Annotated in this window: 21 protein-coding genes and 1 rRNA gene; 9 read left to right on the forward strand and 13 right to left on the reverse strand. The window is 67.3% G+C overall.

The features are described 5' to 3' along the window. Positions 1 to 117, forward strand: a 5S ribosomal RNA gene (gene rrf / locus ACTWQA_RS49400). A 60-nt stretch (positions 118 to 177) separates the two neighbouring features. Here the strand turns inward: rrf and ACTWQA_RS49405 are convergent. After that, positions 178 to 444: a hypothetical protein gene (locus ACTWQA_RS49405; protein WP_443165775.1), complete on the reverse strand. Its 267-nt coding sequence runs from the start codon at positions 442 to 444 to the stop codon at positions 178 to 180. A gap of 412 nt (positions 445 to 856) precedes the next feature. Continuing rightward, positions 857 to 1,621, reverse strand: coding sequence for a PhzF family phenazine biosynthesis protein (locus ACTWQA_RS49410; protein ID WP_443165776.1), 765 nt, complete (start codon positions 1,619 to 1,621; stop codon positions 857 to 859). 168 nt (positions 1,622 to 1,789) lie between these two features. On the opposite strand from ACTWQA_RS49410, the gene ACTWQA_RS49415 reads away from it, so the two are divergent. After that, the gene (locus ACTWQA_RS49415; RefSeq protein WP_305919704.1) at positions 1,790 to 2,173 is read left to right on the forward strand and encodes a cell division protein SepF; all 384 of its coding nucleotides are present in this window, start codon (positions 1,790 to 1,792) and stop codon (positions 2,171 to 2,173) included. A 214-nt stretch (positions 2,174 to 2,387) separates the two neighbouring features. Here ACTWQA_RS49415 and ACTWQA_RS49420 read toward each other — a convergent pair whose 3' ends face one another. The 5 genes from ACTWQA_RS49420 to ACTWQA_RS49440 all read right to left on the reverse strand — a co-directional run bounded on the left by ACTWQA_RS49420 (position 2,388) and on the right by ACTWQA_RS49440 (position 9,870). Continuing rightward, positions 2,388 to 3,719, reverse strand: coding sequence for a hypothetical protein (locus tag ACTWQA_RS49420; RefSeq protein ID WP_443165777.1), 1,332 nt, complete (start codon positions 3,717 to 3,719; stop codon positions 2,388 to 2,390). Positions 3,720 to 3,840: 121 nt separating this feature from the next. After that, positions 3,841 to 5,568 carry an arginine--tRNA ligase gene (gene argS, locus ACTWQA_RS49425; RefSeq protein ID WP_443165778.1) on the reverse strand — a complete coding sequence of 576 codons (1,728 nt, stop codon included), beginning with the start codon at positions 5,566 to 5,568 and terminating at the stop codon, positions 3,841 to 3,843. Further along, on the reverse strand, positions 5,565 to 7,877 hold the full coding sequence (locus ACTWQA_RS49430; protein ID WP_443165779.1) for an HAD-IC family P-type ATPase: 2,313 nt from the start codon (positions 7,875 to 7,877) through the stop codon (positions 5,565 to 5,567). Before ACTWQA_RS49430 ends, argS begins: the two co-directional genes overlap by 4 nt. Before the next feature lie 87 nt (positions 7,878 to 7,964). Then, positions 7,965 to 8,984, reverse strand: coding sequence for a phosphate acyltransferase PlsX (gene plsX / locus ACTWQA_RS49435; protein WP_443165780.1), 1,020 nt, complete (start codon positions 8,982 to 8,984; stop codon positions 7,965 to 7,967). 328 nt (positions 8,985 to 9,312) lie between these two features. Continuing rightward, positions 9,313 to 9,870, reverse strand: a complete 558-nt coding sequence (locus ACTWQA_RS49440; RefSeq protein WP_443165781.1) for a DUF1707 SHOCT-like domain-containing protein — start codon at positions 9,868 to 9,870, stop codon at positions 9,313 to 9,315. A gap of 201 nt (positions 9,871 to 10,071) precedes the next feature. Between ACTWQA_RS49440 and ACTWQA_RS49445 the strand changes: the two genes are divergently transcribed. Next, complete coding sequence (locus tag ACTWQA_RS49445) at positions 10,072 to 11,388, forward strand: KamA family radical SAM protein (RefSeq protein ID WP_443165806.1); 1,317 nt, start codon at positions 10,072 to 10,074, stop codon at positions 11,386 to 11,388. 400 nt (positions 11,389 to 11,788) lie between these two features. Further along, positions 11,789 to 12,469, forward strand: coding sequence for a hypothetical protein (locus ACTWQA_RS49450; protein WP_443165782.1), 681 nt, complete (start codon positions 11,789 to 11,791; stop codon positions 12,467 to 12,469). Positions 12,470 to 12,944: 475 nt separating this feature from the next. Here the strand turns inward: ACTWQA_RS49450 and ACTWQA_RS49455 are convergent, their stop codons facing one another. The 3 genes from ACTWQA_RS49455 to ACTWQA_RS49465 form a co-directional block, all read right to left on the reverse strand. Beyond that, a complete protein-coding gene (locus ACTWQA_RS49455) occupies positions 12,945 to 13,118 on the reverse strand; it encodes a hypothetical protein (RefSeq protein ID WP_305919697.1) in 174 nt (57 codons plus the stop codon). Between the two features lie 428 nt (positions 13,119 to 13,546). Continuing rightward, a complete protein-coding gene (locus tag ACTWQA_RS49460) occupies positions 13,547 to 14,413 on the reverse strand; it encodes an ABC transporter ATP-binding protein (protein ID WP_305919696.1) in 867 nt (288 codons plus the stop codon). Then, positions 14,406 to 15,341: an ABC transporter permease gene (locus ACTWQA_RS49465; RefSeq protein ID WP_305919695.1), complete on the reverse strand. Its 936-nt coding sequence runs from the start codon at positions 15,339 to 15,341 to the stop codon at positions 14,406 to 14,408. Before ACTWQA_RS49465 ends, ACTWQA_RS49460 begins: the two co-directional genes overlap by 8 nt. Positions 15,342 to 15,815: 474 nt before the next feature. Here ACTWQA_RS49465 and ACTWQA_RS49470 point away from each other — a divergent pair, with 474 nt between their 5' ends. The 5 genes from ACTWQA_RS49470 (at position 15,816) to ACTWQA_RS49490 (ending at position 21,517) form a co-directional block, all read left to right on the forward strand. Then, positions 15,816 to 17,459: a peptide ABC transporter substrate-binding protein gene (locus ACTWQA_RS49470; RefSeq protein WP_443165783.1), complete on the forward strand. Its 1,644-nt coding sequence runs from the start codon at positions 15,816 to 15,818 to the stop codon at positions 17,457 to 17,459. Between the two features lie 126 nt (positions 17,460 to 17,585). Next, positions 17,586 to 18,530: an ABC transporter permease gene (locus ACTWQA_RS49475; protein ID WP_443165784.1), complete on the forward strand. Its 945-nt coding sequence runs from the start codon at positions 17,586 to 17,588 to the stop codon at positions 18,528 to 18,530. Next, positions 18,523 to 19,467 (forward strand): ABC transporter permease, encoded by a 945-nt coding sequence (locus ACTWQA_RS49480; protein ID WP_443165785.1) that lies wholly within the window; start codon positions 18,523 to 18,525, stop codon positions 19,465 to 19,467. Before ACTWQA_RS49475 ends, ACTWQA_RS49480 begins: the two co-directional genes overlap by 8 nt. 12 nt (positions 19,468 to 19,479) lie before the next feature. Beyond that, on the forward strand, positions 19,480 to 20,517 hold the full coding sequence (locus ACTWQA_RS49485) for an ABC transporter ATP-binding protein (RefSeq protein WP_443165786.1): 1,038 nt from the start codon (positions 19,480 to 19,482) through the stop codon (positions 20,515 to 20,517). Then, complete coding sequence (locus ACTWQA_RS49490) at positions 20,504 to 21,517, forward strand: ABC transporter ATP-binding protein (protein WP_443165787.1); 1,014 nt, start codon at positions 20,504 to 20,506, stop codon at positions 21,515 to 21,517. The genes ACTWQA_RS49485 and ACTWQA_RS49490 overlap by 14 nt, the downstream gene beginning before the upstream one ends. 51 nt (positions 21,518 to 21,568) lie before the next feature. On the opposite strand, the gene ACTWQA_RS49495 is transcribed toward ACTWQA_RS49490, so the two are convergent. The 3 genes from ACTWQA_RS49495 to ACTWQA_RS49505 are packed head-to-tail and all read right to left on the reverse strand — an operon-like array spanning position 21,569 to position 24,337. Beyond that, positions 21,569 to 22,786: a lipid-transfer protein gene (locus ACTWQA_RS49495; RefSeq protein ID WP_443165788.1), complete on the reverse strand. Its 1,218-nt coding sequence runs from the start codon at positions 22,784 to 22,786 to the stop codon at positions 21,569 to 21,571. Next, positions 22,783 to 23,187: a Zn-ribbon domain-containing OB-fold protein gene (locus ACTWQA_RS49500; RefSeq protein ID WP_443165789.1), complete on the reverse strand. Its 405-nt coding sequence runs from the start codon at positions 23,185 to 23,187 to the stop codon at positions 22,783 to 22,785. The genes ACTWQA_RS49495 and ACTWQA_RS49500 overlap by 4 nt, the downstream gene beginning before the upstream one ends. Positions 23,188 to 23,212: 25 nt before the next feature. Then, positions 23,213 to 24,337, reverse strand: a complete 1,125-nt coding sequence (locus ACTWQA_RS49505) for a S8 family peptidase (RefSeq protein ID WP_443165790.1) — start codon at positions 24,335 to 24,337, stop codon at positions 23,213 to 23,215. Between the last annotated feature and the right edge of the window lie 183 nt (positions 24,338 to 24,520).

Consider the following 24,520-nt stretch of genomic DNA (forward strand, 5'->3'; position numbering starts at 1 on the left):
TACGGCGGTTATGGCGGGAAGGAAACACCCGGTTACATTCCGAACCCGGAAGTTAAGCTTCCCCGCGCCGATGGTACTGCACTCGGGAGGGTGTGGGAGAGTAGGTCACCGCCGGACAATCTTTGATTGGGGAAAGCCCCGACGCACAACGCGTCGGGGCTTTTCTATTTCCTGCACTCAGCTCGCCGCCGACCTGATCCTCTTCGAGCCGCGCGGTGCCGGCTTCAAGCCCGTGCCGGGCGAATCGCGACTCTTCTCCCTGGGAACGAGCGCCCTGGCAAGCTCTGTGATCTTGTCAAACAGGGCGAGCACGAACTCCCGGCCTTCGACGCGCCAGATCAGGAACGGGAGAACGGGCGCCATCAGCGCGACCACGGGGATCAGGAGGAGAACCAAGAGCGCACCGAGTGCCACTCGTTGCCAGGTTGCGTTTATCACGATCATCTGCGATCCCGGTCCACGGTCCGTTGGGTTAGTTCCCAGACGCCGGCGGCGCCTTTTCCCCCGGAACGCGTGTCCGTTGACACGGGACATCGCGGATGATCCAGCTGCTTCGTCAGCCCTGAATGAGGAACGACCTTCCCGGGTTCCATCATTCTGGATCGCGTCGCTATGACATTAACCCGTCAGCTCCGCAGCGAGCAAGCGCTTGCGACCGCCACGGCAGCTCTTGGGAGCCCTGTAGGGGCGCCTCACTCGTGCGGTCTCGTGGGATTGGGGCCGGGGGCGTATGCCAACGGGAACGGTCGAACCGGTCAGCGCACCCTTGAGCAGTTGCCGATGGGAGCCAGGATCTGCCGGCGACACGCGCGTCCTGCTCTGTGTAATCTCGCGATCGCGTAAAGTGAGATCCATGTCAGACATGCAAGGTGCCCGAGAGGACTGTCACGGCTCGGCCGGCCAGATGCACGCGGTCGCCGTCCAGCGTCACGCGGACCAGGCCGCCTCGCCTCGACAGTTGGGCGCCGACCAATGAGGCGCGACCCAGGCGGGCCGACCAATACGGCGAGAGCGCACAATGCGCCGAACCCGTTACCGGGTCCTCGGGGACGCCGACCTTGGGGGCGAAGAAACGGGAGACGAAATCCGTGTCGGTGCCGCGGGCGGTGACGATGACGCCTCTGGCGTCCAGGGCGGCCAAGGCGGTGATATCGGGGGAAAGGGTCCGCACGGTTTCCTCAGAGTCCACCTCCACCAGCAGGTCAAGGTGGCTATTTCCGACCTGCACAGGTGTCACGCCGAGTGCTTTCTCCAGACCGCCGGGCACGGGAACGGGGGTCACCTCCTTGGCCGGGAAATCCATCGTGATCATGCCGTCGCCGAGACGATTCACGGTAAGCGTGCCGCTGGCCGTCTTGAATTCGAGCTGCCCCGTCGCCGCGCCCGTGGAATAGAGCACGTGGGCCGTCGCCAACGTGGCATGACCACAGAGCGTGACCTCAACCGCAGGGGTGAACCAGCGCAACGAATCGCCGAGCAGGAAGGCGGTCTCGGAGAGGTTCATCTCGGCGGCTACGCTCTGCATCCAGCCGTCAGTAACCGGAGTCTCCAACAGGCAGACGGCCGCCGGATTACCCTGGAAAGCTGTGCTGGTGAAGGCGTCAACAGTGAAGAGGCGCATGTGGCCGATGCTATACGGGGCACGGATATCGAGCTGCAAGCGAGCTGCAAGCCGTACAAAATGGAATTAGGGCTGGGCGTGTCGCGTGGCGAATGAGGAATCGTCGGTTACCGTCCAATGTGTAGGAGCGTGCCGATTACGGTGAGTTCCTGAGGAAAGGACAAGCCGATGGGGGCAGTGCGCAAGGTGGTGAGCTACCTTGGCCTGAGCGGGGTCGATCACTACGACGAGGGCTATGACGACGACGAGCACTACGAGGACGAATACGTCCCGGCGACCGAGCGGGCCGCCAGACGGTGGCGCGCGAACGTCGACTCGTCGCGCATCGTGATGGTCCAGCCGCTCAAGTACAACGACGCGCCGTTGATCGGTCAGCACTTCCGCGAAGGGCAGACTGTGATCATGGACGTCTCCGGCATGGCGATGCCCGAGGCGACGCGGATGGTCGACTTCGCCGCCGGACTGGCCTTCGGGTGCGAGGGGCGGATCGAGCGCATCGCCGATCGTGTCTTCCTGCTCGCCCCGTCTCATGTGGAGATCGAGACGACTTAAGAGCAACACCTGCTGAGCGCTGAGCGGGCTGCCGCCGCGGTGGCTCGCCTCCAGTGCGTCCGCGACGGTTGGCGGGATGGTGCTGTTCGGCTGGCTGGTTCAGTGCGATGAGCCGGGTCGGGAGCAGCGACCGGGGCGGCGGCATTCAGCGGGTCGGCTGCGGCGACCGAGGGGCGGCGTTCAGCGGGTCAGCGTAGCTCTTGCCAGACATCCATTACGCGGCGCGCGGGCCGCGACGGATCAGCCGAGTCAGTTCAGCTGCGTCGTCGGCGGCCTGCTTCGCGCGTTCGTCCGCTTCGCGAGCGTACGCGTGCAGCGCCCACACCGCCCCTTCGGCCAGTTCCCTCAGCTCGCCGACCTGGCCCCCCACGAACTGCGCGTCCGCTTGGACCAGTTTGCGGCGCTGCCAGAGTTGCCAGCCGGCCAGGCCGATCATGGTCACGCCGGCCGCCGCGAGCAGGCTGTTGACCACCACCGCCCCGATGAGGCAGGCGATCCCGGTCACGATCAGGATCATCGCGGCCCACGGGAGAGGGCGCGGCACGGCTCCTTCGGTGATGATCGAGTGCTCGGCCGCGGCCAGCGAGGACTGGTCGGGGCCTTCGGGACGCAGGTGGATGCGGTGGCCGAGCAGCGGCACGGTGAGCGTGGCAGGCGGCTCCAGCCGGCTGTCGGCCTCCAGTTCCTCGGCCACGCCACGCAGGACCGGCGCCGCCACGTGCAGTGCGATCGCCGCGAGGTGCGGGTCGGCGCCGGGGCGCAGGTCGTCGAGCAGGTGTGTGCCGAGCGAGGCCATCGGCCCTTCAGGACCGCCAGAGCCGATCAGCGAGCGCAGCACGGCGAGCGGCTCGTCCTCGGCCCAGGTCACGGCCGGGCTACCCGAGCTGTTGTCGAGCGGGGCGATGGAGTCGTGCTCGGCCTGCCGGGTCGAGGTGATCTCCGCGCATCGGCCGCGCAGCCTCCCCAGGCGATCGGCGGCCATGGACGGCCGGGCCAGCTCGGGGATCTCGGCCATCTCCGGGAAGTCGACCAGCGACGGAGGAACGACGACCGTCGGCTTGCCGGGGATCAATGCCTGGACCCACTGCTCGGGGTCGGCGTGCTCCTGAACGGCCAGCGCGTCGAGCTTGCGGAGGACGAAGATCTTGCCGGCCGGGCCGTATGCGCCTCTGGCGGCGGCCAGCCACAGCGAGCGCTGGCCGTGCGTGACCGGCCGGTCGAGTGACAGCTCGCCGAAGGCGGTGCCCAGCCACGAGGCGTGGATGCGGCTGCCCTGCCCGGACACCGCGAGCGCCAGGCACAGGAAGAGCGCGGTCCGCTGCTGGTCACGACCGGCCGCCCGGCTCAGCGGCTCCAGCGGGTCGTCGCCGGCGAGAATCGCGGCCAGTGCCTCGATGGCCGGGGGAAGCCAGTAGCTGGGTACGTCGCGGAACCCTGGTGCGGCGGGTGGCACGCTGCCGTTCGCGGCGAGGTGCGCCAGCAGAGCCTCGGCGTAACGATGCACCTCCGTCGCTGCCTGGGGGCTCGCAGTCAGGTCCGTGCTCAAGGCAGAGAACTCCCCCATGTCGGCCTCAGTTCATGACCGCGTAAAGCGTAGTCGTTGGGGCGCGCCAATCCGGTGGAGGCGCGCCCACAACATGGAACGGGGACTTTGAACCAACTGTCTGTTACATACGCTCGGGGACGGGAACGCCCAGAAGATCGAGTCCCTTCTCCAGGACCCGCAGCGTCAGCGCGCAGAGCGCCAGCCGCGAGGCGCGCGTGTCAGGATCCACGCCCTCCTTGAGGACCGGGCACTGCTCGAAGAAGTCCGTGAAGGCAGAAGCGGTGGCGTAGATGAACGAGCACAGCCGGTGCGGCTCACTCGCGACCGTCGTCTGTTCCACCACGGCGCTGAAGCCCAGAAGTTGGAGCGCCAGAGCGCGCTCGGCGGCCGCGCCGAGGCCGATCGGCCCCGTCGCCGTCGCCGGGTCCACCTCGCCCTTACGGAAGATCGAACGGATCCGGGCCTGGGCGTACTGCAGATAGGGGGCGGTGTTGCCGGTGAAGCTGAGCATGCGGTCGAAGTCCAAGACGTACTCGCTGTCGTGACTGACCGACAAATCGGCATATTTCACTGCGCCCATGCCGACGGCGTGCGCGATCTCCTTCGTGGTGGCCTCGTCGTAGCCGCGGTCGGCGATGGCCGCCGTGGCCCGGTCGATGGCCTCCTGCAGCAGGTCCATCAGCTTGGCGGACTCGCCGGAGCGGGTCCTAAACCGGCGGCCGTCCTTGCCCAGCATCATGCCGATCTGGATGTGCTCGGCAGAGACGGAGTCCGGCAGCCAGCCCGCCAGCTTCGCCGCCGCGAACACCATCTTGAAGTGCAGCGTCTGCTCGTTGCCCACGACGTAGAGGATGCGGTCGACCTTGAGGTCGTGGACGCGGTAGCGAATGGCGGCCATGTCCGTGGTGGCGTACCCGTAACCGCCGTCGCTCTTCCTGATGATGAGCGGCAGCGGCTTGTCGTCGGAACCGGTGAAACCGGGCGGGAACACGCACAGCGCGCCCTCGCTCATCACCGCCGTCCCGGACGCCTCCAGGTCATCGCAGGTCTTGTCCAGCATGGGGTTGTACATGCTCTCGCCGGCGATGTCGTCGTCGGTGAGCGTCACCCCGAGCAGCTGATAGACCTTGTTGAAGTAGCGGACGGTCGCGTCCATGAAGACGTGCCAGAGCCGCATCGTGGTGGGGTCGCCGCCCTGCAGCGTGGTCACCCGCGAGCGGGCACGCTGCCTGAACGCCTCGTCGCCGTCGAACTTGACCCGGGCCGCCTGGTAGAACTCCGTCCCCATGCCGGCTTCGAGCTGCGCGACCGCGGTCTCCTCGCCGATGTCGAGGAGGTGCTCGATGAGCATGCCGAACGGCGTGCCCCAGTCACCCAGATGGTTCTGCCTGATCACGGTGTTGCCGAGGTGCTCGTGCAGGCGGGCCAGCGAGTCGCCGACGATGGTGGTGCGCAGGTGGCCGACGTGCATCTCCTTGGCCGCGTTGGGCGCGGAGTAGTCGATCACCACGGTCTGAGAGGGCGTGATCGTGCCGACGCCGAGCCGCGGGTCAGCCAGCATGCGCTGGGCCTCGCCGGCGATCCACGTGTCGTCGAGTGTGATGTTGAGGAAGCCGGGCCCGCTGACCTCGACCGTGCCGGGGAAGTCCGACAGCTCCGCCTTGATCGCCTCGGCGACCTCCCGCGGCGCCCGTCGCAGTCGCTTCGCCAGGCTCAGCGCGACGTTCGCCTGGAAGTCGGCGAACTGGGAAGGCCGGATCAGCGGATCTGCGTCGGCGTGCTCCGAGCCGAACGCGTGCGCCAGCGCCTGCTGGACGCGCTCGGTGAGCACTATCTGCGGGTCGGTCATGTTCTAAGGGTACCGGCGACCTTGACCGCGATGCTGATCGCCGCGGCCGCCACGAGCGAGATGCCGACGGCGGTCAGGTCGTTGCTGATGTCACCGGGTTCGAGCGCGAAGAACGCCCTGACGAACGGCAACGTCAACCCGATCCCGAACGCCACCGCCATGGAGGCGACCAGCACCACCCGCCACCAGTTGAGCGGCCTGGCGATCAGCACGAGCACCCACCACGTGGTGAGGAACAGCGTGATCACCGCGGACGTCTGGTCCTCGACGAGCGTGGAGGCCCCGCTGTGCGCGGCCCAGAACGACACCAGCACCGCCACCGCGCACAGCACCCCCGCCGGCACGGCGAACCGCAGCACGCGGGGCACGAACCCGGGCTTGGCGCGCTCGAGGGTGGGCGCGAGCGCGAGGAATAAGGCCGGGACGCCGATGGTCAGGGCGTTCGTCAGGGTCGAGTGGCGGGGCGCGAACGGGAACATCACCCCGGCCACGCCGACGGCCAGCGATAACACGATCGCGTAGAAGGTCTTGGTGAGGAACAGGTTGGAGACCCGTTCGATGTTGGCCAGGACCCGGCGGCCCTCGCCCACGACGTGCGGCAGCGTCGCGAACTTGTCGTCCAGGAGCACCACCTGCGCGACCGCCTTGGTCGCCGGGCTGCCCGCCCCCATGGCGATGCCCAGGTCGGCGTCCTTCAGCGCCAGCACGTCGTTGACGCCGTCGCCGGTCATCGCCACGGTGTGGCCGCGGGCCTGCAGCGCGGCGACGATCGTGCGTTTCTGCTGCGGGCTGACCCGGCCGAAGACGGCGTGCGCGTCCAAGAGCTCGCCCAGCTTCTCCATGTCGTCGTCAGGGAGGGTTCTGGCGTCGATCGAACGGTCGCCGTCAGGGATGCCCAGCCCGGTGGCGATCGCGGCGACCGCCTCGGGGTTGTCGCCGGAGATCACCTTGACCGTCACGCCCTGCTCGGCGAAGTAGCGGAGGGTCTCGCGGGCGTCGGGCCTGATGCGCTGTTTGAGCGTCACCAGCGCGACGGCCTGGAGCGCCACGCGCCCGCCGTCCGCCACGGATCCTGTGGCCGGGGCGGACGAGAGGCCGCCGGTCGCGGCGGGGAGGCGGTCGGCGCGGCAGAGTGCGAGGACGCGGGCGCCCGTGGTGGCCAGTTCGGCGGCCCGATCGTACCCTTCGCCGCCGTCCAGCAGGACGTCTGGGGCGCCGAGCACCCAGACGCCGCGCTCGCCGAAGTCGGCGCCGCTCCACTTGCGTGCCGAGGAGAACGGCACGCTCTCGCGGGCGGTCCAGCCGTCATCGGCGGCGGGGTAATGGGCCCGGATGGCCTGGGCGGTGGCGTTCGGCTGCTGGTCGACGTGGGACAGGGCGGCTAGCGCGCCGTCGATCGGCTGGTCGTCGCGCAGCGGCAGCACCTCGTCGAGGTCCATGCCGCCGGCGGTGAGGGTGCCCGTCTTGTCCAGGCACAGCACGTCCACCCTGGCCAGGCCTTCGATCGCGGGCAGCTCCTGGACCAGGCACTTGCTGCGACCCAGGCGTACGACGCCGACCGCGAACGCGATCGAGGTCATCAGCACCAGACCCTCGGGGATCATGGTCACGATGCCCGCGACGGCGCCGGTGATCGCGGTGCCGAAGTCGACCGAGTTGCTGACCTGGCTGTAGATCAGCAGGGCGCCGATCGGGATGACCAGCCAAGTGATGTACTTGATGAAGTTCGCGACGCCCGCGCGCAGCTCGGAGTGCGCGAGATGGAACTTGCCGGCCTCCTCGGCCAGTTTCACGGCGTACGCGTCGGTGCCGACCTTCGTGGCCACGAACGCGCCCGAGCCCGCCACTGCGAAGCTGCCCGACAGGACCTCGTCGCCCGCCTTCTTGTGCACGGGGTCGGCCTCGCCGGTCAACAGCGACTCGTCGATCTCGAGCCCGTCGGACCGGACGACCTCTCCGTCCACCAGCAGGTGGTCTCCGGGGCCCAGCAGGACCAGGTCGCCGAGCACGACCTGGCGGGGCTGGATCTCCTGCTCCCTGCCGTCCCGCCGGACCCGGACGGGCGCCTCGTTGATCACCGCTAGCTTGTCGAGCGTACGTTTGGCACGCAGCTCCTGGACGATACCGATCAACGCGTTGGCCACGATGATCAGCCCGAACAGGCCGTCCTGCCACTCACCGAAGATCAGGATCAGCACCCAGAGCACGCTGATGACGAAGTTGAACAGCGTGAGGACGTTCGCTCTGATGATCGCGCCGAGCGATCTGCTCGACCGGCGCGGGACGTGGTTGGTCTTCGCGAGCGCCACTTGCGCCGAGGTGAGCCCATCCACCGTTAAGGCGAGCCCGTCCACATAACCCCCCGTATCTGTGGATCGGTGTCAAAGACTACGGGGTCACCACAGCCGGTGTGAGCGATGTGTGGCGGCTACTCTCTCGCCGATTCCGGCCACGATGCCTTCATTGGACAGGTCGGCCGCGAGCCGGCAGGCCGCGCTGATCGCCGGCGCCTTGGCCGAGCCGTGGGCGATGACGACGGTGCCGTTCAGCCCGAGCAGCACCGCTCCGCCGTATGCCTCCGCGTCGAGGCGGCGGTGCAGCTCACGCAGGCGGGACCGCTGGAGCGCCGCGCCCAGCCTGGCCAGTCTGCTGTCCTCGATCGTGTGCTTGAGCTCCGCGAACGCGTACCGGACCGCGCCCTCCATGGTCTTCAGCGCCACGTTGCCGGTGAACCCGTCGGTCGTGATCACCTCGACCTTGCCGGTCAGCAGGTCATAGCCCTCCACGTTGCCGGCGAAGTTGATGTCGGGGGAGGCTTGCAGCAGCTCGTGGGCGCGCTTGGTTAGCTTGGTGCCCTTTTCGGCCTCGGCGCCGATCGTGAGCAGGCCGACCCTGGGCTGGGTGATGCCGTAGGCCAGCTCGGCGTAGGCCGTGCCCAGGTGAGCGAACTGCACCAGCATCTCTGGCTTGACCTCGGCGTTGGCGCCGGCGTCCACGAGCAGGGTCGGGCGGGGGAGCGTGGGGAGCGCCACGGCTATGGCGGGTCGCTGCACGCCCTGTTGCGCCTTGAGCCGCAGCCTGCCGGTGGCCACGATGCCTGCCGTGGACCCCGCCGACACGACCGCGCTGGCGTCGCCGCGCCGTACGAGGTGGCAGGCGATCGCGATGCTGGAGCGGGGGCGGCGCAGGCTGGCCAGAGCGCCCTCGTCCATCGCCAGGGCCTCCTCGGCCCGGACGATCGGGACCTCCTTGGTGGCGTCGTGGTCGGCGAGCGCCTCGTAGAGCACGCGGGGGGAGCCCACGAGCACGATGGGCAGGCCGCGCTCGCGCACGGCGTGCACCGCGCCCGCCACGATCTCGTGCGGTGCGTGGTCGCCCCCCATGGCGTCCAGCGCGATGGGCTTGCTGTCGGACAATGATCACCTCGTACGGCATCGAGCCCGCCGTCACGGCTTGGCCGAAACGCGGGCTCGGTATGTCCGCATCGTAGGCGAGGCAGCTGCAAGGTTAACCGGCGGGTAGGACCTCTTGGTTCCCACCATCGCCCCTTCCAGTCCCACCCTCTTAGGGGACTGAATCGGAACCTCCTACTGCGCGGGCGCAATCGACGAATGTGCACGCCGTCGACGGCCGACATGTCGGCCTTAGGGGGTCAAGAAGGCTCCGCTGGTCACGCGAGCTGCCGCTCTCCGCCCCAAGCTCGCCGCTTGGGCAGCCGCGGTGCGGCGGGAGAACGGTGGAAGATCAATGCAGGTTCCAGTCGTCCTTGCCGCGGGAGACGATCACTTTCGAGAACACGGATCTCCCCGTCACCCGGATCAGCGGCCCATCCGCATGGGACCCGCCCGTCACATTGCGCTTGCCGAACGTGGATCCCCCCTCGTCGATCACGTGGGCGTTGTCGGGAACCCGTACGATGAGCTTGCTGAACCAGGCGTTCGTCTCGATCGTGATCTCCCGCCCGGGCAGCACGGCGTCCGACAGGTCGATGATGAGCGCCCCGAAGCGCGCGGTGAGCTTGGTGTTGCGGGACGCCACCCAGCGGCCCTTGCGCACGATCTTGCTGAACTTCGAGTCGATCTTCTGTCGCTCGATGGCCACGGGCACGTTGGACGCGGACACCTCGGGCAGGTCCCGGGTCAGGGGGACGAGCTCGCCGACCGTCTTCGCTGTGTAGGCGAGGTCCAGACGGTCCGTATGCTCGACGCTGGTCAGTCTTCCTGTGGCGAGCGCCTCGCTCAGCACCGCGGCCACACGGTCGCGGTCGGCGTCCGAGGCGCGCAGGTCTGGATCGTCGGTCACGAAGAGTCAGTCTAGGCCAATTCGCGATATGTCGCGAGTGGCGTGAACCGATTGCTGATCATTTCCGTGAACCTGAAGGAAAACTTGGAGGCCAGCGGAACCGCTGACGCGGCGGGGCGCGTCCGGGTATTAAGGACCGTAGACGCGCGACAGGGTCGTGAGGTTTACACCCGATCGAACAAAAAAGATGGGAAAGGCCTAGTGATCTTGAATCAAGCTGGCACACGACGCTTCAAGGCGTACACGTCCAAGCACCTCGACGAGCTCCTGCAGCGTGCGGGGCTCGGCGACGAGGAGCGGCTGAAGGTCCGCGCCGTGGCCACGGTGCTGCCTTTCCGGACGAACGCCTACGTCGTGGATGAACTCATAGATTGGTCGGCAGCGCCCGACGACCCCATCTACAAGCTCGTCTTCCCTCAGGAGGACATGCTTCCCGCTGCTGACGTCGCCAGGCTGGCCGATCTGCTGAAGGCAGAAGCGCCCAACGCCGAGATCCAGGCCGAAGCGAACCGCGTACGCGCGCAGCTGAACCCGCATCCTGCAGGTCAGAAGGAGCTCAACGTCCCGAAGATGGACGAGGAGCCTGTTCCTGGCATGCAGCACAAATATCAAGAGACCGCGCTGATCTTCCCTAAACAAGGGCAGACCTGTCACGCCTACTGCACCTACTGCTTCCGGTGGGCCCAGTTCGTCGGTGACGCGGACCTGAAGTTCGCCTCCGACGACATCGGTCAGATGGTGAGCTACCTTCGCGGGCATCCCGAGGTGACCAGCGTTCTGATCACCGGCGGCGACGCCATGATCATGGGCGAACCCGTCATCAGGCGATATATCGAGCCGCTGGTCCAGTTGGAGCAGTTGGAATCGATCAGGATCGGTACCAAGGCGCTGGCCTACTGGCCGCAGCGTTTCACCACCGACCCCGACGCGGACGCCACGCTCGGCCTGTTCGAGGAGGTGGTGAACGCGGGCAAGAACCTCGCGTTCATGGCCCACTTCTCGCACCCACGCGAGCTGGAGTCGCCGCTGGTCGAATCAGCGGTCAAGCGTATTCTCGGCAGCGGAGCCACGATCAGGACCCAGGCGCCGCTGATCCGATCCATCAACGACGATCCCGTGGTGTGGTCCTCCATGTGGCGGCGGCAACTCAGGATGGGGATGATCCCCTACTACATGTTCATCGAACGCGACACCGGGCCGCAGGATTACTTCGCCGTTCCCCTGGCCCGCGCGTACGAGATCTTCAGGGATGCGTACTCAACGGTGTCCGGACTCTGCCGTACGGTCCGGGGCCCGTCCATGTCGGCCACGCCCGGGAAGGTATGCGTCGACGGCGTCACGGAAATCGCCGGGGAGCAGGTCTTCATGCTCCACTTCATTCAGGCGCGCGACCCCTCCCTGGTGGGGCGGCCGTTCTTCGCGCGCTACGACCCGACGGCGGTCTGGCTGACGGATCTGCGCCCGGCCTTCGCCGAGCGTTTTCCGTTCGAGCCGGTCGAAGCACTGCTGCCGGTCTGAGCGGTCCAGCGCGTCCACAGCAACCGGAAAATTCGCGGCCCTCCGGCCCGGCACAATTGTTTTCGCGACCCCATTGTGCCCGGGCCGGAGGGCCGCTCCGCGCCTTCCCGCACGCGCCTGCAATCGCCTGCGCTATATCGGAAACAAGACCCTCCTATTTCCGTTTTGTCTTCCCGCTCAACGCTCCCCCCGCACTCGGTAACCGGGCTGCAAACCCCTGCTACATGGGCATTCATGCGCCTGCGGCCGATCATCACGAGTGATAGAACTGCTGGCGTAGCTCAGCCGCGATGCCACGCTCCGTGTGGTGCCCATAGCGTGTACGCCGCGGCATACGGGGGTTATCGATTCGCATTTCCACCGCATTCGAGAGCGATCGATCACGAGCCGGGAAGGCAACATGAATCGAGTAGTCAAGGCGGCGGTCGCCGTCACAGCATTCGGCTTGGCGGCGGCTCTGGCCGTGCCAGCTCAAGCCGAAGTCCAATACAACGCGGCCAGGTACGCTCCCACCGATGGCCTGGGCGGGGTCACCAACCTGGCAGGCAGTCCGCTCGGCGGTCTCCTGAGCGGGATCACCGGCGGAGGCCTGCTCGGTGGGCTGCTCGGCGGCGTCACCAAGTCCAAGTCCGCCGCTCAGCCGACGGGCCAGATGACCGAGGCCGAGCGTGACGCCGCCATCGCGGCGCGGGGCCGACGCAGCCTCGGCGGTCCCAACGCGGCAGAGGACGTCACCCGCCTCGGCGGGCCGCTGCCCGAACTGTCGCCCATCGCCGGCCAAAAGTCGTTGGGCAAGGGCGGTCTGACCAAGTCGGTGCCGGGCGCATCCCGCCTCGCGCAGCCGGCGACCACGAACGGCGCCCTGAAGGGCTTCGAGATCCTGACCAGCGACTCCATGCTGGCCGACCTCGCTCAAGCGGCCAGGGACGCGCTCCCCGGCACGGCGAGCAAGCTGTCCTCGACGGTCGGGCAAGTCCCCGCCGAGGTCACCCCGCTCGTCGCGGCGGTGCCCGGGACCACCGGCTCCTACAGTGACCTGTGGACCGCTCTCGGGTGGACCAGTTCGGTGTGGGATTACTAGGTTCACGACTAGACGCGAGGTGCAGGCGGAGAACGCGGCTGGCCGAGAGCCGGCATGCCGGTTCGCGGGCGTCCTAGGTGCCAACGCTCGGGAACCGGGTATGGCGGTGATCAAGTAGCCGTTCTCGTGTGCCGCGCCGTTCTTCTCGCAGGGCGGCGGCGCGGCACGCGCCCCTCCTTCTCTTCTTTTGCGCTGTTTTCTCTTCCTCTGCGCTGCCGTGTCACCTCCACCTCGTCGGTTGAGGATCTTCAAGCAACCCCATCTTTACGCGCTGCCGTGGCTCCCCAACCACCGCACTTCGGCTGATGGCCTTCCAGGGAAACGGCCTCTGACCCTTCACCGGCTGAGCGCCGCTACGGAGCGCATTGCCGGCCTAAGGCTGCCGAGTCAGCCGCTCACGGACCGAGGTGCTGGCTGCCTCTCGCTCCAACATGCCCGCCCTCACGCCTCCCGCGTGGTGACCGCCGCATGCGGCTCAGGGGAGGCGGACGCCTGTGCGGCGGGCTATTTGTGCTTGCAGTCTGGCCATCTGCCAGTGCAGCTCGATGAGCTGCTCAGCGAGCTGCATCCGCGGAATCTCGGACACGTCCTCGGTGTCCAGGTGGTCGATCGCGGCCGAAAGCTCTCCCATCGCGAGCCCCCACTCCATCACCGGTCCTCGGATCGAAACGACGTTCGAATCCTATCGGAACGCCACCCCCGATGTCAGTCTTTTGCCCCTACAGCAACGCTGGTTTCGCACACAAGATCGAAGCGTCTGAGGGTCAAGCCATGCTACGGAGCCGGCCAACATGGGCTCGCGTAACGGCGCTCAGCCGGTGAAGGGTCAGAGGCCGTTTCCCTGGAGGGCCGTCAGCCCGCTACGGCGTCTGGCAGACCACGGCAGCGCGTAAAAGATCGGCTTGCTGTGGGGTCAGGCCGTTTCCCTGGAGGGTCGAAGTGCGGTGGTTGGGGAGCCACAGCAGCGCGTAAAGGATGGGCTTGTCGACTGTGTGGGGCGTGTCCCCAGAGGGTCGTCAGCGCAAATGCGGTGGATGGAGGTTGCGGCACCGAGTCAAGAGATGATCAAAATATCGGTCAGCCCTTGTTGTAGGCGGCGATGACTTCCTTCGGGTCGCCGTCCATTTTGATCTTGCCCTTGTGCAGCCAGATGACGCGGTTGCAGGTCTCCTCGATGACCCTGAGGTCGTGGGCGACGAGGAAGACGGTGCCGGCCGACTCCCGGATCTGGCGGATGCGCTCTTCGCTTTTCTTGCGGAACTCGCGGTCTCCGGTGGCCAGGGCCTCGTCGATGAGCAGGACGTCGTGGGTCTTGGCGGAGGAGATGGCGAAGCGCAGGCGGGCGCCCATGCCGGAGGAGTAGGTGGACATCGGCAGCTGGACGAACTCGTCGATGCCGGAGAAGTCGACGATCTCCTGGTATTTCTCCCGGACCTCGGCCGGGGTCATGCCCATGGCATAGCAGCCGAGCACGATGTTGCGCTCGCCGGTCAGCTCGCGCATGAGGGCCGCGTTGACACCGAGCAGCGAGGGCTGGCCGTCGGTGTAGACGGCGCCCTTGTGTGGCGGCAGCAGACCCGCGATGGCGCGCAGCAGCGTGGACTTGCCCGAGCCGTTGCGGCCCACGATGCCGATGGCGTCGCCGTGATAGGCCACGAAGGTGACGCCCTTGACCGCGTGGACTTCTTTCATCTGCGGGCGTCCCTGGCGCTTCAGAATGCGCGTGAGGGCGTTGACCGCGTTGCCCTTCTCGCTGTCCGAGGCCGCGCCGTAGACGCGGTAGACGATGTGGAGGTCGTCGACGATGACGGTCGGAGTGCCCGTGGGAACGTCGAGGGGCCGCTTGCCCTGGGGCTCCGGGGCAGGATGCACCTTCACATCGTTGCCGGGAACGGCGGGCTTATCGCCCTTCACCTGTGACAGCTCCTTGGTCAATTCAGCCACGCCCGTACCTCTCCTCGGCCCGCCAGAAGTACCAGAAGCCGAATCCGAGAGCGAACACCGCCCAGAATACGCAAGACATCCACACCATCGGTGGCGGGTGGTGGCCGAACTCCTCGTTGTGGGACTTGATGAGGATCTCGCGCATCCACTCGATGTAGGACGCGGCCGGGTTGGCGTACATCACATTGGCGACCCACTGGGGCAGCCCCGCGGATCCGACGACCTTGTCCTGGATCGAGAAGAACACGCCCGACGCGTAGAGCCAGGTGCGCGTGATGAACGGAAGCAGCTGGTTGAGGTCGCGCAGCGAAGCTCCCATGCGGGCCATGACCAGACCGGCTCCGACGTTGAACAACGTCTGCAGGAGCAGCACCACCGGGATCATGAGCCAGTAGAAGGTCGGCCACTCCCCGGTGGCAACCACGATCACCAGGAGCACGCTCATCGAGATGGCGAGCTGCTGGAGCTCCTGGATCGTGTAGGCCAGCGGCAGCGAGGCGCGGGGGAAGTGCAGGGCCCGGATCATCGAGAGGTTGCCCGAGATCGACTTGGCGCCCGCGGTGACGGTCCGCTGCGTGTAGGTGAAGACGAACATCCCGGTCAGCAGGAACGCCACGTAGTTGTCGATGTTCTTGCTGCCGCCCAGGATGAGGCCGAACATCAGGAAGTAGATCGCGGCGTTGAGCAGGGGGGTCAGCACCTGCCACAGCTGGCCCAGGGCGGAGCTGGAGTATTTCGAGACGTTGCGGGAGGTCGCGTACGTCAGGATGAAGTGTCGCCGCTGCCACAACTGGCGCAGGTAGACAGGAAACCTCGGCCGCGCGATGGCACGGCGAAGCCCATATCGCTTGGCGAGCTTGGCCAGCGGCTCCTGCCCGCTTCGGCCGCCCGCCTGGGCGTCCGCGACAGCGGATTCCGGCTGGCTCATGGCAAGGACTCTATTGGATCCCGGTCGGTGGGGTGCCTGTCGCACGGGGCGGCGACAGTCAGTTGGACGGACACTTGGGACGCTGGGTTCCAAGGCGTCGTCAAGACCTGCTCAACCGTAGCCCAGCGGGGCGCGGTGTGGTGGCAAGGGCGCGAGCACGGTCGTGTAGGAGGTACTTTTCATCGACTGTTCATGTCCAGGCTTGACCGGTTGTATAAACTTTGTGTGCTTTAGCACAGATCGCGCCGAATGTCTGTGACGGTGGATAGGCACTTGTGTGACCGAACTGCAACGCGCCAGAGACTCGCTGGTGGCAAGTAGTAAGGGATAGTCGCGATCGACTGGCAGGGCGTTCAGCTGGCTTGACCATGTCAGCCAAACCCGGGGGAGATACCAGGACTCTCCCGTCAGGCTGCGCACACCACTGCAGCTCAGTGCTGTACGCCCACTGTAGAGGGAGGAATTTCTTTCACTATGCGTGTTACTAAGGGCGTACAGATCGTCGCCGGTACCGCGCTGCTCGCCCTCGCGGTTGCCGCGTGTGGCGGCGGTGCCTCGGACACCGGCGGCACTGCCACCGGTGGCGGCTCCGCAGAAACGCCGGTCCGAATGGAGCTCGGTGAGCCCCAGGAGCTCCTGGTGCCGTCGAACACCACGGAGTCCGAGGGAGCCGAGACGCTCGCCGCTCTCTTCGAGCCTCTCGTCAACTACGACGAGAACAAGAACGCCGTCGAGGCCGCGGCCGAGTCGATCACCAGTGATGACCAGAAGGTCTGGACGATCAAGCTGAAGTCCGGCTACACCTGGCACAACGGTGAGCCCCTCATCGCCCAGAACTACGTGGACGCGTGGAACTACGCGGCCAACCAGGAGAACGCGCAGGGCGCCGGCTACTTCTTCGGCCGCGTCGACGGGTTCGCCGACCTCAACCCGGGCGAGGGCAAGACGGTCACCACCAAGACCATGAAGGGTCTGGAGGCCGTCGACGACACGACGCTGAAGGTCACCCTCACGGCGCCGTTCTCGCAGTTCAAGGTCATGCTCGGCTACACCGCCTTCTACCCGCTGCCCAAGGCCGCCTTCGGCCCCGACGGCAAGGTGACGCAGGCCTACGGCGAGCAGCCCATCGGCCAGGGTCTGTTCAAGATGGACAAGGCCTACAAGAAGGGCACCGACCAGACCATCGACATGACGGTCTACGACAAGTACCCGGGCACGAAGCCGAAGGGCTGGACCAAGCTCCAGTTCAAGCTCTACACCGACTCGGACGTCGCGTTCAACGACCTCCAGGCCAACAACCTGGACATCCACGACTCGCTCAGCCCGGCCGCGATCTCCACCGCCAAGAGCACTCTGGGTGAGCGTTACCAGGACCAGCCGGACGCCGGCGTCGGCTACATCGGCGTTCCGCTCAAGTACAACCCCGAGCTGAACAAGGTCGACATCCGCAAGGCCATCTCGATGGCCATCGACAGGAAGACCATCGCCGAGACGGTCTTCTCCGGCACCCGCGCGCCGGCCGACGACTTCATCAACCCGGCCATCGCGGGCTACCGCCAGGGCGCCTGCAAGGCCTGCACGTACAACCCGGCCGAGGCCAAGAAGCTGTACGACGCGGCCGGCGGCCCCAAGACGCTCGAGCTCGGCTACAACGCCGACGGCGGCCACAAGGAGTGGATGGAGGCGGTTGCCAACAACCTCCGTCAGAACCTGGGCATCGAGGCCACGGCCAAGCCGTTCGAGAAGTTCGCCAGCATCCTGGACGAGCTGGACGCCAAGACGTACAAGGGCCTGTTCCGCATGGGCTGGGCCATCGACTACCCGTCGGCTGAGAACTACCTGTCGCCGATCTTCAGCACCGGCGCCATCGCGACCGGGTCGAACTATGGTGGCTACTCCAACAAGAAGTTCGACGACCTGATCGCCCAGGGTGACCAGGCCGCCACGGTCGAAGAGGGTCTGAAGTTCTACCAGCAGGCCGACGACATCCTGAACGAGGAACTGCCGTACATCCCCGTGTACTTCTACCGGAACAACTCCGGCTACTCGACGAGTGTCAAGAACGTCAAGATCAACCTGCTCAACCAGATCGAGTGGGCTGAGGTCGAGAAGGTCTGACGGTCGTTCCCTGGGGCGGGCGCGGGCGACGCGCCCGTCCCTCTAGGGGTTAGCGAGGAGGCGGCTCCTCGGCCGGAAACCCATATGGTCGAGGGGTGGCCTTCTTCGCATGTACGGGAGGCTTAAATGGGCCGTTACATCATTAGACGTCTGCTCCAGTCGATCCCCGTGTTGTTGGGTGCCACCCTGCTGATCTTCTCCATCGTCTTCGCGCTGCCTGGTGACCCCATCGCGGCGCTGGCGGGCGAGAAGCGGGCGGACCCCAACCTCGTCATGATCCTTCGCGAGCAGTATCACCTCAATGATCCGCTGTTGCTCCAATACTGGCACTACATCAGCGGAGTGCTTTTCCGATTCGATCTGGGCGTCGACTTCTCCGACGTGCCCGTGTCGCAGATCTTGGCCGGCAAGTTCCAGGTCACGCTGAACCTCGCGGTCACCGCACTGATCATTCAGGCGCTCATCGGCGTCGGCCTGGGGCTGTGGGCGGCACTGAAGCGCGGCAAGGCGATCGACACGATGATCCTCGCCTCGACGCTGCTGCTGATCTCGGTGCCGACCCTGGTGTCCGGCTTCATCCTGCAGTACATGCTGGGGGTGCAGCTCAAGAAGTGGACCGGGCTCGACATCTTCCCGATCGCGGGCATCGCCAACGGCCTGCGCAGCTACTTGCTGCCCGGGTTCGTGCTCGCCGGCGTGTCGATCGCCTATCTCACCCGTCTCACCAGGACCAGCCTGGCCGAGACGTTGCGGGCCGACTTCATCAGGACGGCCACCGCCAAGGGACTGCCGCGGCGGCGCGTCGTCGGCAGGCACGCGTTGCGCAACGCGCTGATCCCGCTCGTCACGTTCCTGGGCGCAGATCTGGGCAACCTCATGGGCGGCGCGGTGATCACTGAAAGAATCTTCAACATTCCGGGCATCGGCCTCCAGCTCTTCGATTCGGTGTATGAGAGGGAACAGCCGATGGTCGTGGGCATCGTGACCATCCTGGTGTTGATCTACATCCTGGCCAACCTGGTCGTGGACGTGATGTACGCCGTGCTCGACCCGAGGATCCGCTATGAGTGACATTCGACCGGGCGGACCCGTGATCGCCCCCGAGGAGAGTCTCCTCCGAAAGCCGCAGGACAAGACCAAGGAGTCCAAGCCGGCCAGCCTGTGGTCCGACGCCTGGTACGACCTGCGGCGCAGGCCCATCTTCATCGTCTCGTGCGGCATCATCGCCGTGCTGGTGCTGATGGCGATCTGGCCGTCGCTGTTCAGCTCGGTGGACCCGTTCAACCCCAGGACGTGCGAGCTGGCCACCGCCAGGCAGTTGCCCAGTGCCGGACACCCGTTCGGGCGCGACAACCTGGGCTGCGACATGTACGCCCGCACCATCTACGGCGCGGCGAACTCCCTGAAGATCGGCATCAGCACCTCGATCTTCGCGGCCCTCATCGGCGGCCTGATGGGGCTCGTCGCCGGATTCTTCGGCGGCGCCACCGACACCGTGGCCTCGCGCATCACTGAGATCTTCTTCGCGATCCCCAGCATCCTGGGCGCGCTGCTCATCGGCTCGACCTTCCGCGGGAGCGGGCTCGGCATCTGGCTGGTGGTCATCTCGCTCACCATCCTGGGCTGGCCGATGACGTTCCGGATCATGCGGGCGGCGGTCATCACCGCCAAATCGCAGGACTTCGTGGTCGCGGCCAGAGCACTCGGCGCGGGTCCCGCGCGGATCATGTTCAGGCACCTGCTGCCCAACGCGCTCGCCCCGGTGATCGTCGTCGCGACGATCAACCTCGGCGGATTCATCGCGGCCGAGGCCGCGCTGTCCTACCTGGGCGTGGGCGTGCAGCCGCCGGAGATCTCCTGGGGTCTGATGATCGCGGACGCGCAGCGCAGGTTCCTTGAGGCGCCACTGCCGCTGATCTTCCCCGCCGTGTTCCTGAGCGTCACCGTGCTCGCGTTCATCATGCTGGGCGACGCCGTGCGCGACGCGCTCGACCCGAAGCTCAGGTAGAAGGGGGGATCAGTGAAAAACAGAACGTCACCGGATGTGTTGCCCGCCGAGGGAGGGCTGGGCGACCATCCGCTGCTGGCCGTCGACAACCTGCACGTGGAGTTCCGCACCCGCGCGGGCATCGTGCGCGCCGTGAACGGCGTGAGCTACACCGTGAACCCCGGCGAGACGCTCGCGGTGCTGGGCGAGTCGGGTTCCGGCAAGTCCGTGACCGCTCAGGCGATCATGGGCATCCTGGACATGCCACCCGCGCGCATCCCCATTGGGGAGATCCGCTTCAGGGGCACCGACCTGCTGAAGTTGTCGGAGGAGGCCCGCACGCAGGTGCGCGGCCAGCGCATCGCGATGATCTTCCAGGACGCGCTCTCGGCGCTCAACCCGGTGTTCACCGTGGGCTGGCAGATCAGCGAGATGTTCCGGGTGCACCGCGGCATGTCCAAGGGCGAGTCGATGAGGAAGGCCGTCGAGCTCATGGACCGGGTCCGCATCCCGGCCGCCAGGCAGCGCGTCAACGACTACCCGCACCAGTTCTCCGGCGGCATGCGGCAGCGCATCATGATCGCGATGTCGATCGCGCTGGACCCCGAGGTGCTCATCGCCGACGAGCCCACCACGGCGCTCGACGTGACGGTCCAGGCGCAGATCATGGAGCTGCTGGCCGAGCTGCAGCGCGAGAGCCAGATGGGCCTCATCCTGATCACGCACGACCTGGGCGTCGTCGCGGACGTTGCCGACAAGATCGCCGTCATGTACGCGGGGCGCATCGTGGAGAACGCTCCCGTCCACGATATTTACCGCTCTCCCGCGCATCCGTACACGAAGGGGCTGCTGGAGTCGATCCCCCGGGTCGACCTCAAGGGCCAGGACCTGTACGCGATCAAGGGTCTGCCGCCCAACCTGCTCGAACTGCCGACCGGCTGCGCGTTCCACCCCCGGTGCCCCTACCGGCAGGACAACTGCGTGACCGACACCCCCCCGCTCCACAAGATCGGCGGCACGCGCAACAGCGCCTGCCACTACTGGAGGGAGGTCCTCGATGGCGAACGGTGACCGCATCCTCGAGGTGCGCGACCTGGTCAAGCACTTCCCGCTGACGCAGGGCATCCTCTTCAAGCGGCAGATCGGCGCCATCAAGGCCGTCGACGGGGTCTCCTTCGACCTGCACAAGGGCGAGACGCTGGGCATCGTGGGCGAGTCGGGCTGTGGCAAGTCCACCCTGGCCAAGGTGCTGATGGCGCTGGAGCGGCCGACCTCGGGCTCGGTGCTGATCAACGGTCGGGACATCGGCCGGGCCAAGGGCGGCGAGCTCAAGCGCATGCGCCGCAACATCCAGATGGTCATGCAGGACCCGTACACCTCGCTGAACCCGCGGATGACCGTGGGTGACATCATCGGGGAGCCGTACGAGATCCACACCGAGGTGGCGCCGAAGGGCGATCGCCGCAAGAAGGTGCAGGAGCTGCTGGAGGTGGTCGGGCTCAATCCCGATCACATCAACCGCTATCCGCACCAGTTCTCCGGTGGTCAGCGGCAGCGCATCGGGATCGCCCGAGGGCTGGCGCTCCAGCCTGAGATCATCGTGTGTGACGAGCCGGTGTCCGCGCTGGACGTGTCGATCCAGGCGCAGGTGATCAACCTGCTGGAGCGGCTGCAGAACGAGTTCGATCTGGCGTACATCTTCATCGCGCACGACCTGTCGGTGGTCCGGCACATCTCCGACCGGGTCGGGGTGATGTACCTGGGCAAGTTCGTGGAGCTGGGCAAGGACGCCGAGATCTACGACAAGCCTGCGCATCCGTACACGCAGGCGTTGTTGTCGGCCGTGCCCGTTCCCGACCCCGAGGGACGGGAGCAGCGTGAGCGGATCATTCTCCAGGGCGACCCGCCGTCGCCGGCCAACCCGCCGTCGGGGTGCCGGTTCCGTACGCGGTGCTGGAAGGCGCAGGAGATCTGTGCGGAGGAGGAGCCGTTGTTGCAGATCCGGCCGGGGACCGGGCACGAGAGCGCCTGCCACTTCGCCGAGACGCACGACGTGGTCCACATCGGCTGACCGGCCCGTCGCACGAAGGCCCTCCGAAGCTCCGCCTTCGGAGGGCCTTCGTCATCGGGTGGTGATGAGGGCGGAGCCGTGGCCGAACAGACCTTGGTTGGCGGCCAGGGCGGCGCGCGGGGAAGGGACCTGGCGGGCGCCCGCGCGGCCCCGTAGCTGGGTCGTCAGCTCGCAGAGCTGGGCGATGGCCTGAGCCGGGATCGCCTCGCCGAAGGAGGCCAGGCCACCTGACGGATTGACCGGGAGGCGGCCTCCCAATGCCGTGTCGCCCTCGCGGAGCAGCTTGTCCGCCTCCCCAGGCGGGCACAGCCCGAGGTCCTCCATCCAGTCCAGCTCCAGCGCCGTCGACAGGTCGTACACCTCGGCCAGCGACAGGTCCTCCGGCCCCACCCCCGCCTCCTCGTACGCCGCGTGCGCGATCGCCGCCCGGAACGGCCTCTCAGGGGCCGGTACGGCCGCGCAGGAGTCGGTGGCGAAGTTGGGCAGCTCCAGGACCGTGTTGGGGAAGGTGGGCGTGACAGTGGAGACGGCGGACAGGAAGACGAGGTCCCGGACGCCGCGGCGACGGGCGTACGACTCCGAGGCCAGCACCACCGCCGCGCCCCCGTCAGAAGTGGCGCAGATGTCCATGAGGTGCAGCGGGTCGGCGACCATGGGCGAGGCCAGCACCTCCTCGGCGGTGACCGGCTTGCGGTAGCGGGCCATGGGGTTGAGCGACCCGGCGCGGGCGTTCTTGACCTTGACAGCCGCGAAGTCGTCGGGTGTGGAGCCGTACAAGGCCATGCGTCTGCGTGCGTAAAGGCCGAAATAGGCGGGGTTCGTGGCGCCCAGGAGGCGGAATCTCAGCCAGTCCGGGTCGTCGGGGCGATCGCCGCCGACCGGCTTGAAGAAGCCCTTGGGGGTCGAGTCGGCCCCTACCACCAGGGCGACGTCGCAGAGGCCCGCCAAGATCCGGGTACGGGCGATGTCCAGGGCCTGTGCTCCCGATGCGCAGGCCGCGTAGCAGGAGGCGATGCGCGCCCCCGTCCAGCCGAGTGCCTGGGCGTAGGAGGCGCCGGCGACGAAGCCGGGGTAGCCGTTCCTGATCGTGTCCGCCCCGACCACGTACTGCACATCCGTCCACGCGATCCCGGCGTCACGCAGCGCCGCGCGGGCGGCCGCGACGCCGTACTCCAAAAAGGGGCGCCCCCACTTGCCCCACGGGTGCATGCCCGTGCCCAGCACTACCACGCTGCTGGGTCTCTTGGTTCCCGCGCTCCGCTCGGTCACGCCGCCCGCCTCCACATCCACACGAGCGGCCCGTCGGCCAGTGGCCCGCTGGTGAGCTCCAGCTCCATCCCGACCTCGAGCTGATCCACCGTGAGGCCGGCGACCTGCCCGAGCACCACGATGCCCGCGCCTTCCAGCTCCACTGCGGCCAGCGTCACCGGCTCGTACGGCTCCGCCGTCACGAACGGCGCCGGCGGCGGATAGCAGGCGTTCGTGTACGACCAGACGCGCCCGCGCCGCGGAAGCCTGGTCACCTCCATCTCCTCGCCCTCGCAGCGCGGATTGGGGCAGAACCCGGGTCGAGGCGGGAAGCAGACGGTGCCGCAGGCCGTGCACCGGGTGCCCAGCAGGAAGACCCCGTCGGCGTCGACGGCGAACCAGCCCTCGATCGCATGCGTCATAGCCGGAGTATCACACAAGCGCTTGCTAGGTTACACCCCTTCTGCGCCCGCGATGCGTCGCCAGGACCCACACCGCCATGGCGGCCACCAGCGCCAGCATGCCCGCCACCACCGCCGCCCTGGACGATGGGGTGGGAGCGGCCGCGATGGAGGGGGCCGGCGGGCGTGCGGGGGCGGACAGCTGTTCCGCCGCGCGCAGGGCCAGCAGCGCGTTGGCCACCCCGTGCCCGTAGCTGCGGTTGTAGCCGGCCGTCGGCCGCTTCAGGACGCCGAGTTCGATGGCCGTGCGCACGTGGTAGGGCGACATATGGGGATAAGCGGATTTGATCAGCGCCGCGATGCCCGCCACCATGGCCGCCGCCGAGCTGGTGCCGTCGCCGACCACGTAGGAGTCGCCGCCGTCCGCCGTGACGATCTGCGTGCCCGGCGCGACCACGGACAGGTAGTCCTGCCGGTTGGAGAACCCCGCCACCTTGAGCCGCTGGTCCACGGCCCCCACGGCGATCACCCCGGGATAGGCGGCGGGAAAGTTCTTCCTGTTGGCCGTCTCGCCGTCGTTGCCCGACGAGGCCACCAGCACCGCGCCCTTGCCGATCGCGTACCTGACGGCCTCCTCCTCATCCGCCGATCCCTCCCACGCGCCGCTCCCGCCGCCCAGCGACATGCTGATGACGTCGGCGCCGTGGTCGGCCGCGTACCGGATGCCCTTGGCCAGCGGCTGACGTCCGCCGGAGGCTTGTCTGCGGCGCAGCGGGTCGCCGTTCTCCAGCGTGACCCTGATGGACAACACCTTGGCCGCCGGCGCCACGCCGACGACGCCGTGCCGGTTGCCGTGCCCGCGACCGGCGATCAGGCTGGCCATGGCGGTCCCGTGTCGGCCCCAAAGTCCCGCGCTGCGGTCGGCGCCGGTCAGGTCGGGCCCCTGGATCACGGCGCCCTCCAGATCCGGGTGGCGGCCGTTGACGCCCGTGTCGAGCACGGCGACCAGCACGCCCGCGCCCTTGGTCGCCCCCCAGGCCTCGGGCAGGCGCAGCGTGTCCAGCTGCCACTGACCGGCACGCGCGGCCTCGCCCGTGTCGTCGGAGGCGCTGGGCGAGGCGACCCCGACCACGAGCGCGGCGAGCAGAACGGGAACGATGATCCTGTTCATCAGGTCACTGCCCGGGCGGCATCGCTGAGCCGGGATGGGGGTGGGCTGGGCGGCATGGCTGGGAGTAAGGACATGGGTGAGGGCGGCACAACGGGCGGCTGGTACACGTCAACCTCGAGCGGTAAGGAGGGGACGCCGATGTGCATTCTGACACGCGAATGCCCACCCGCATGCGACGCTTCA

Origin of the sequence: Nonomuraea sp. 10N515B, assembly GCF_052245915.1 — a bacterium.
Lineage (GTDB): Bacteria > Actinomycetota > Actinomycetes > Streptosporangiales > Streptosporangiaceae > Nonomuraea.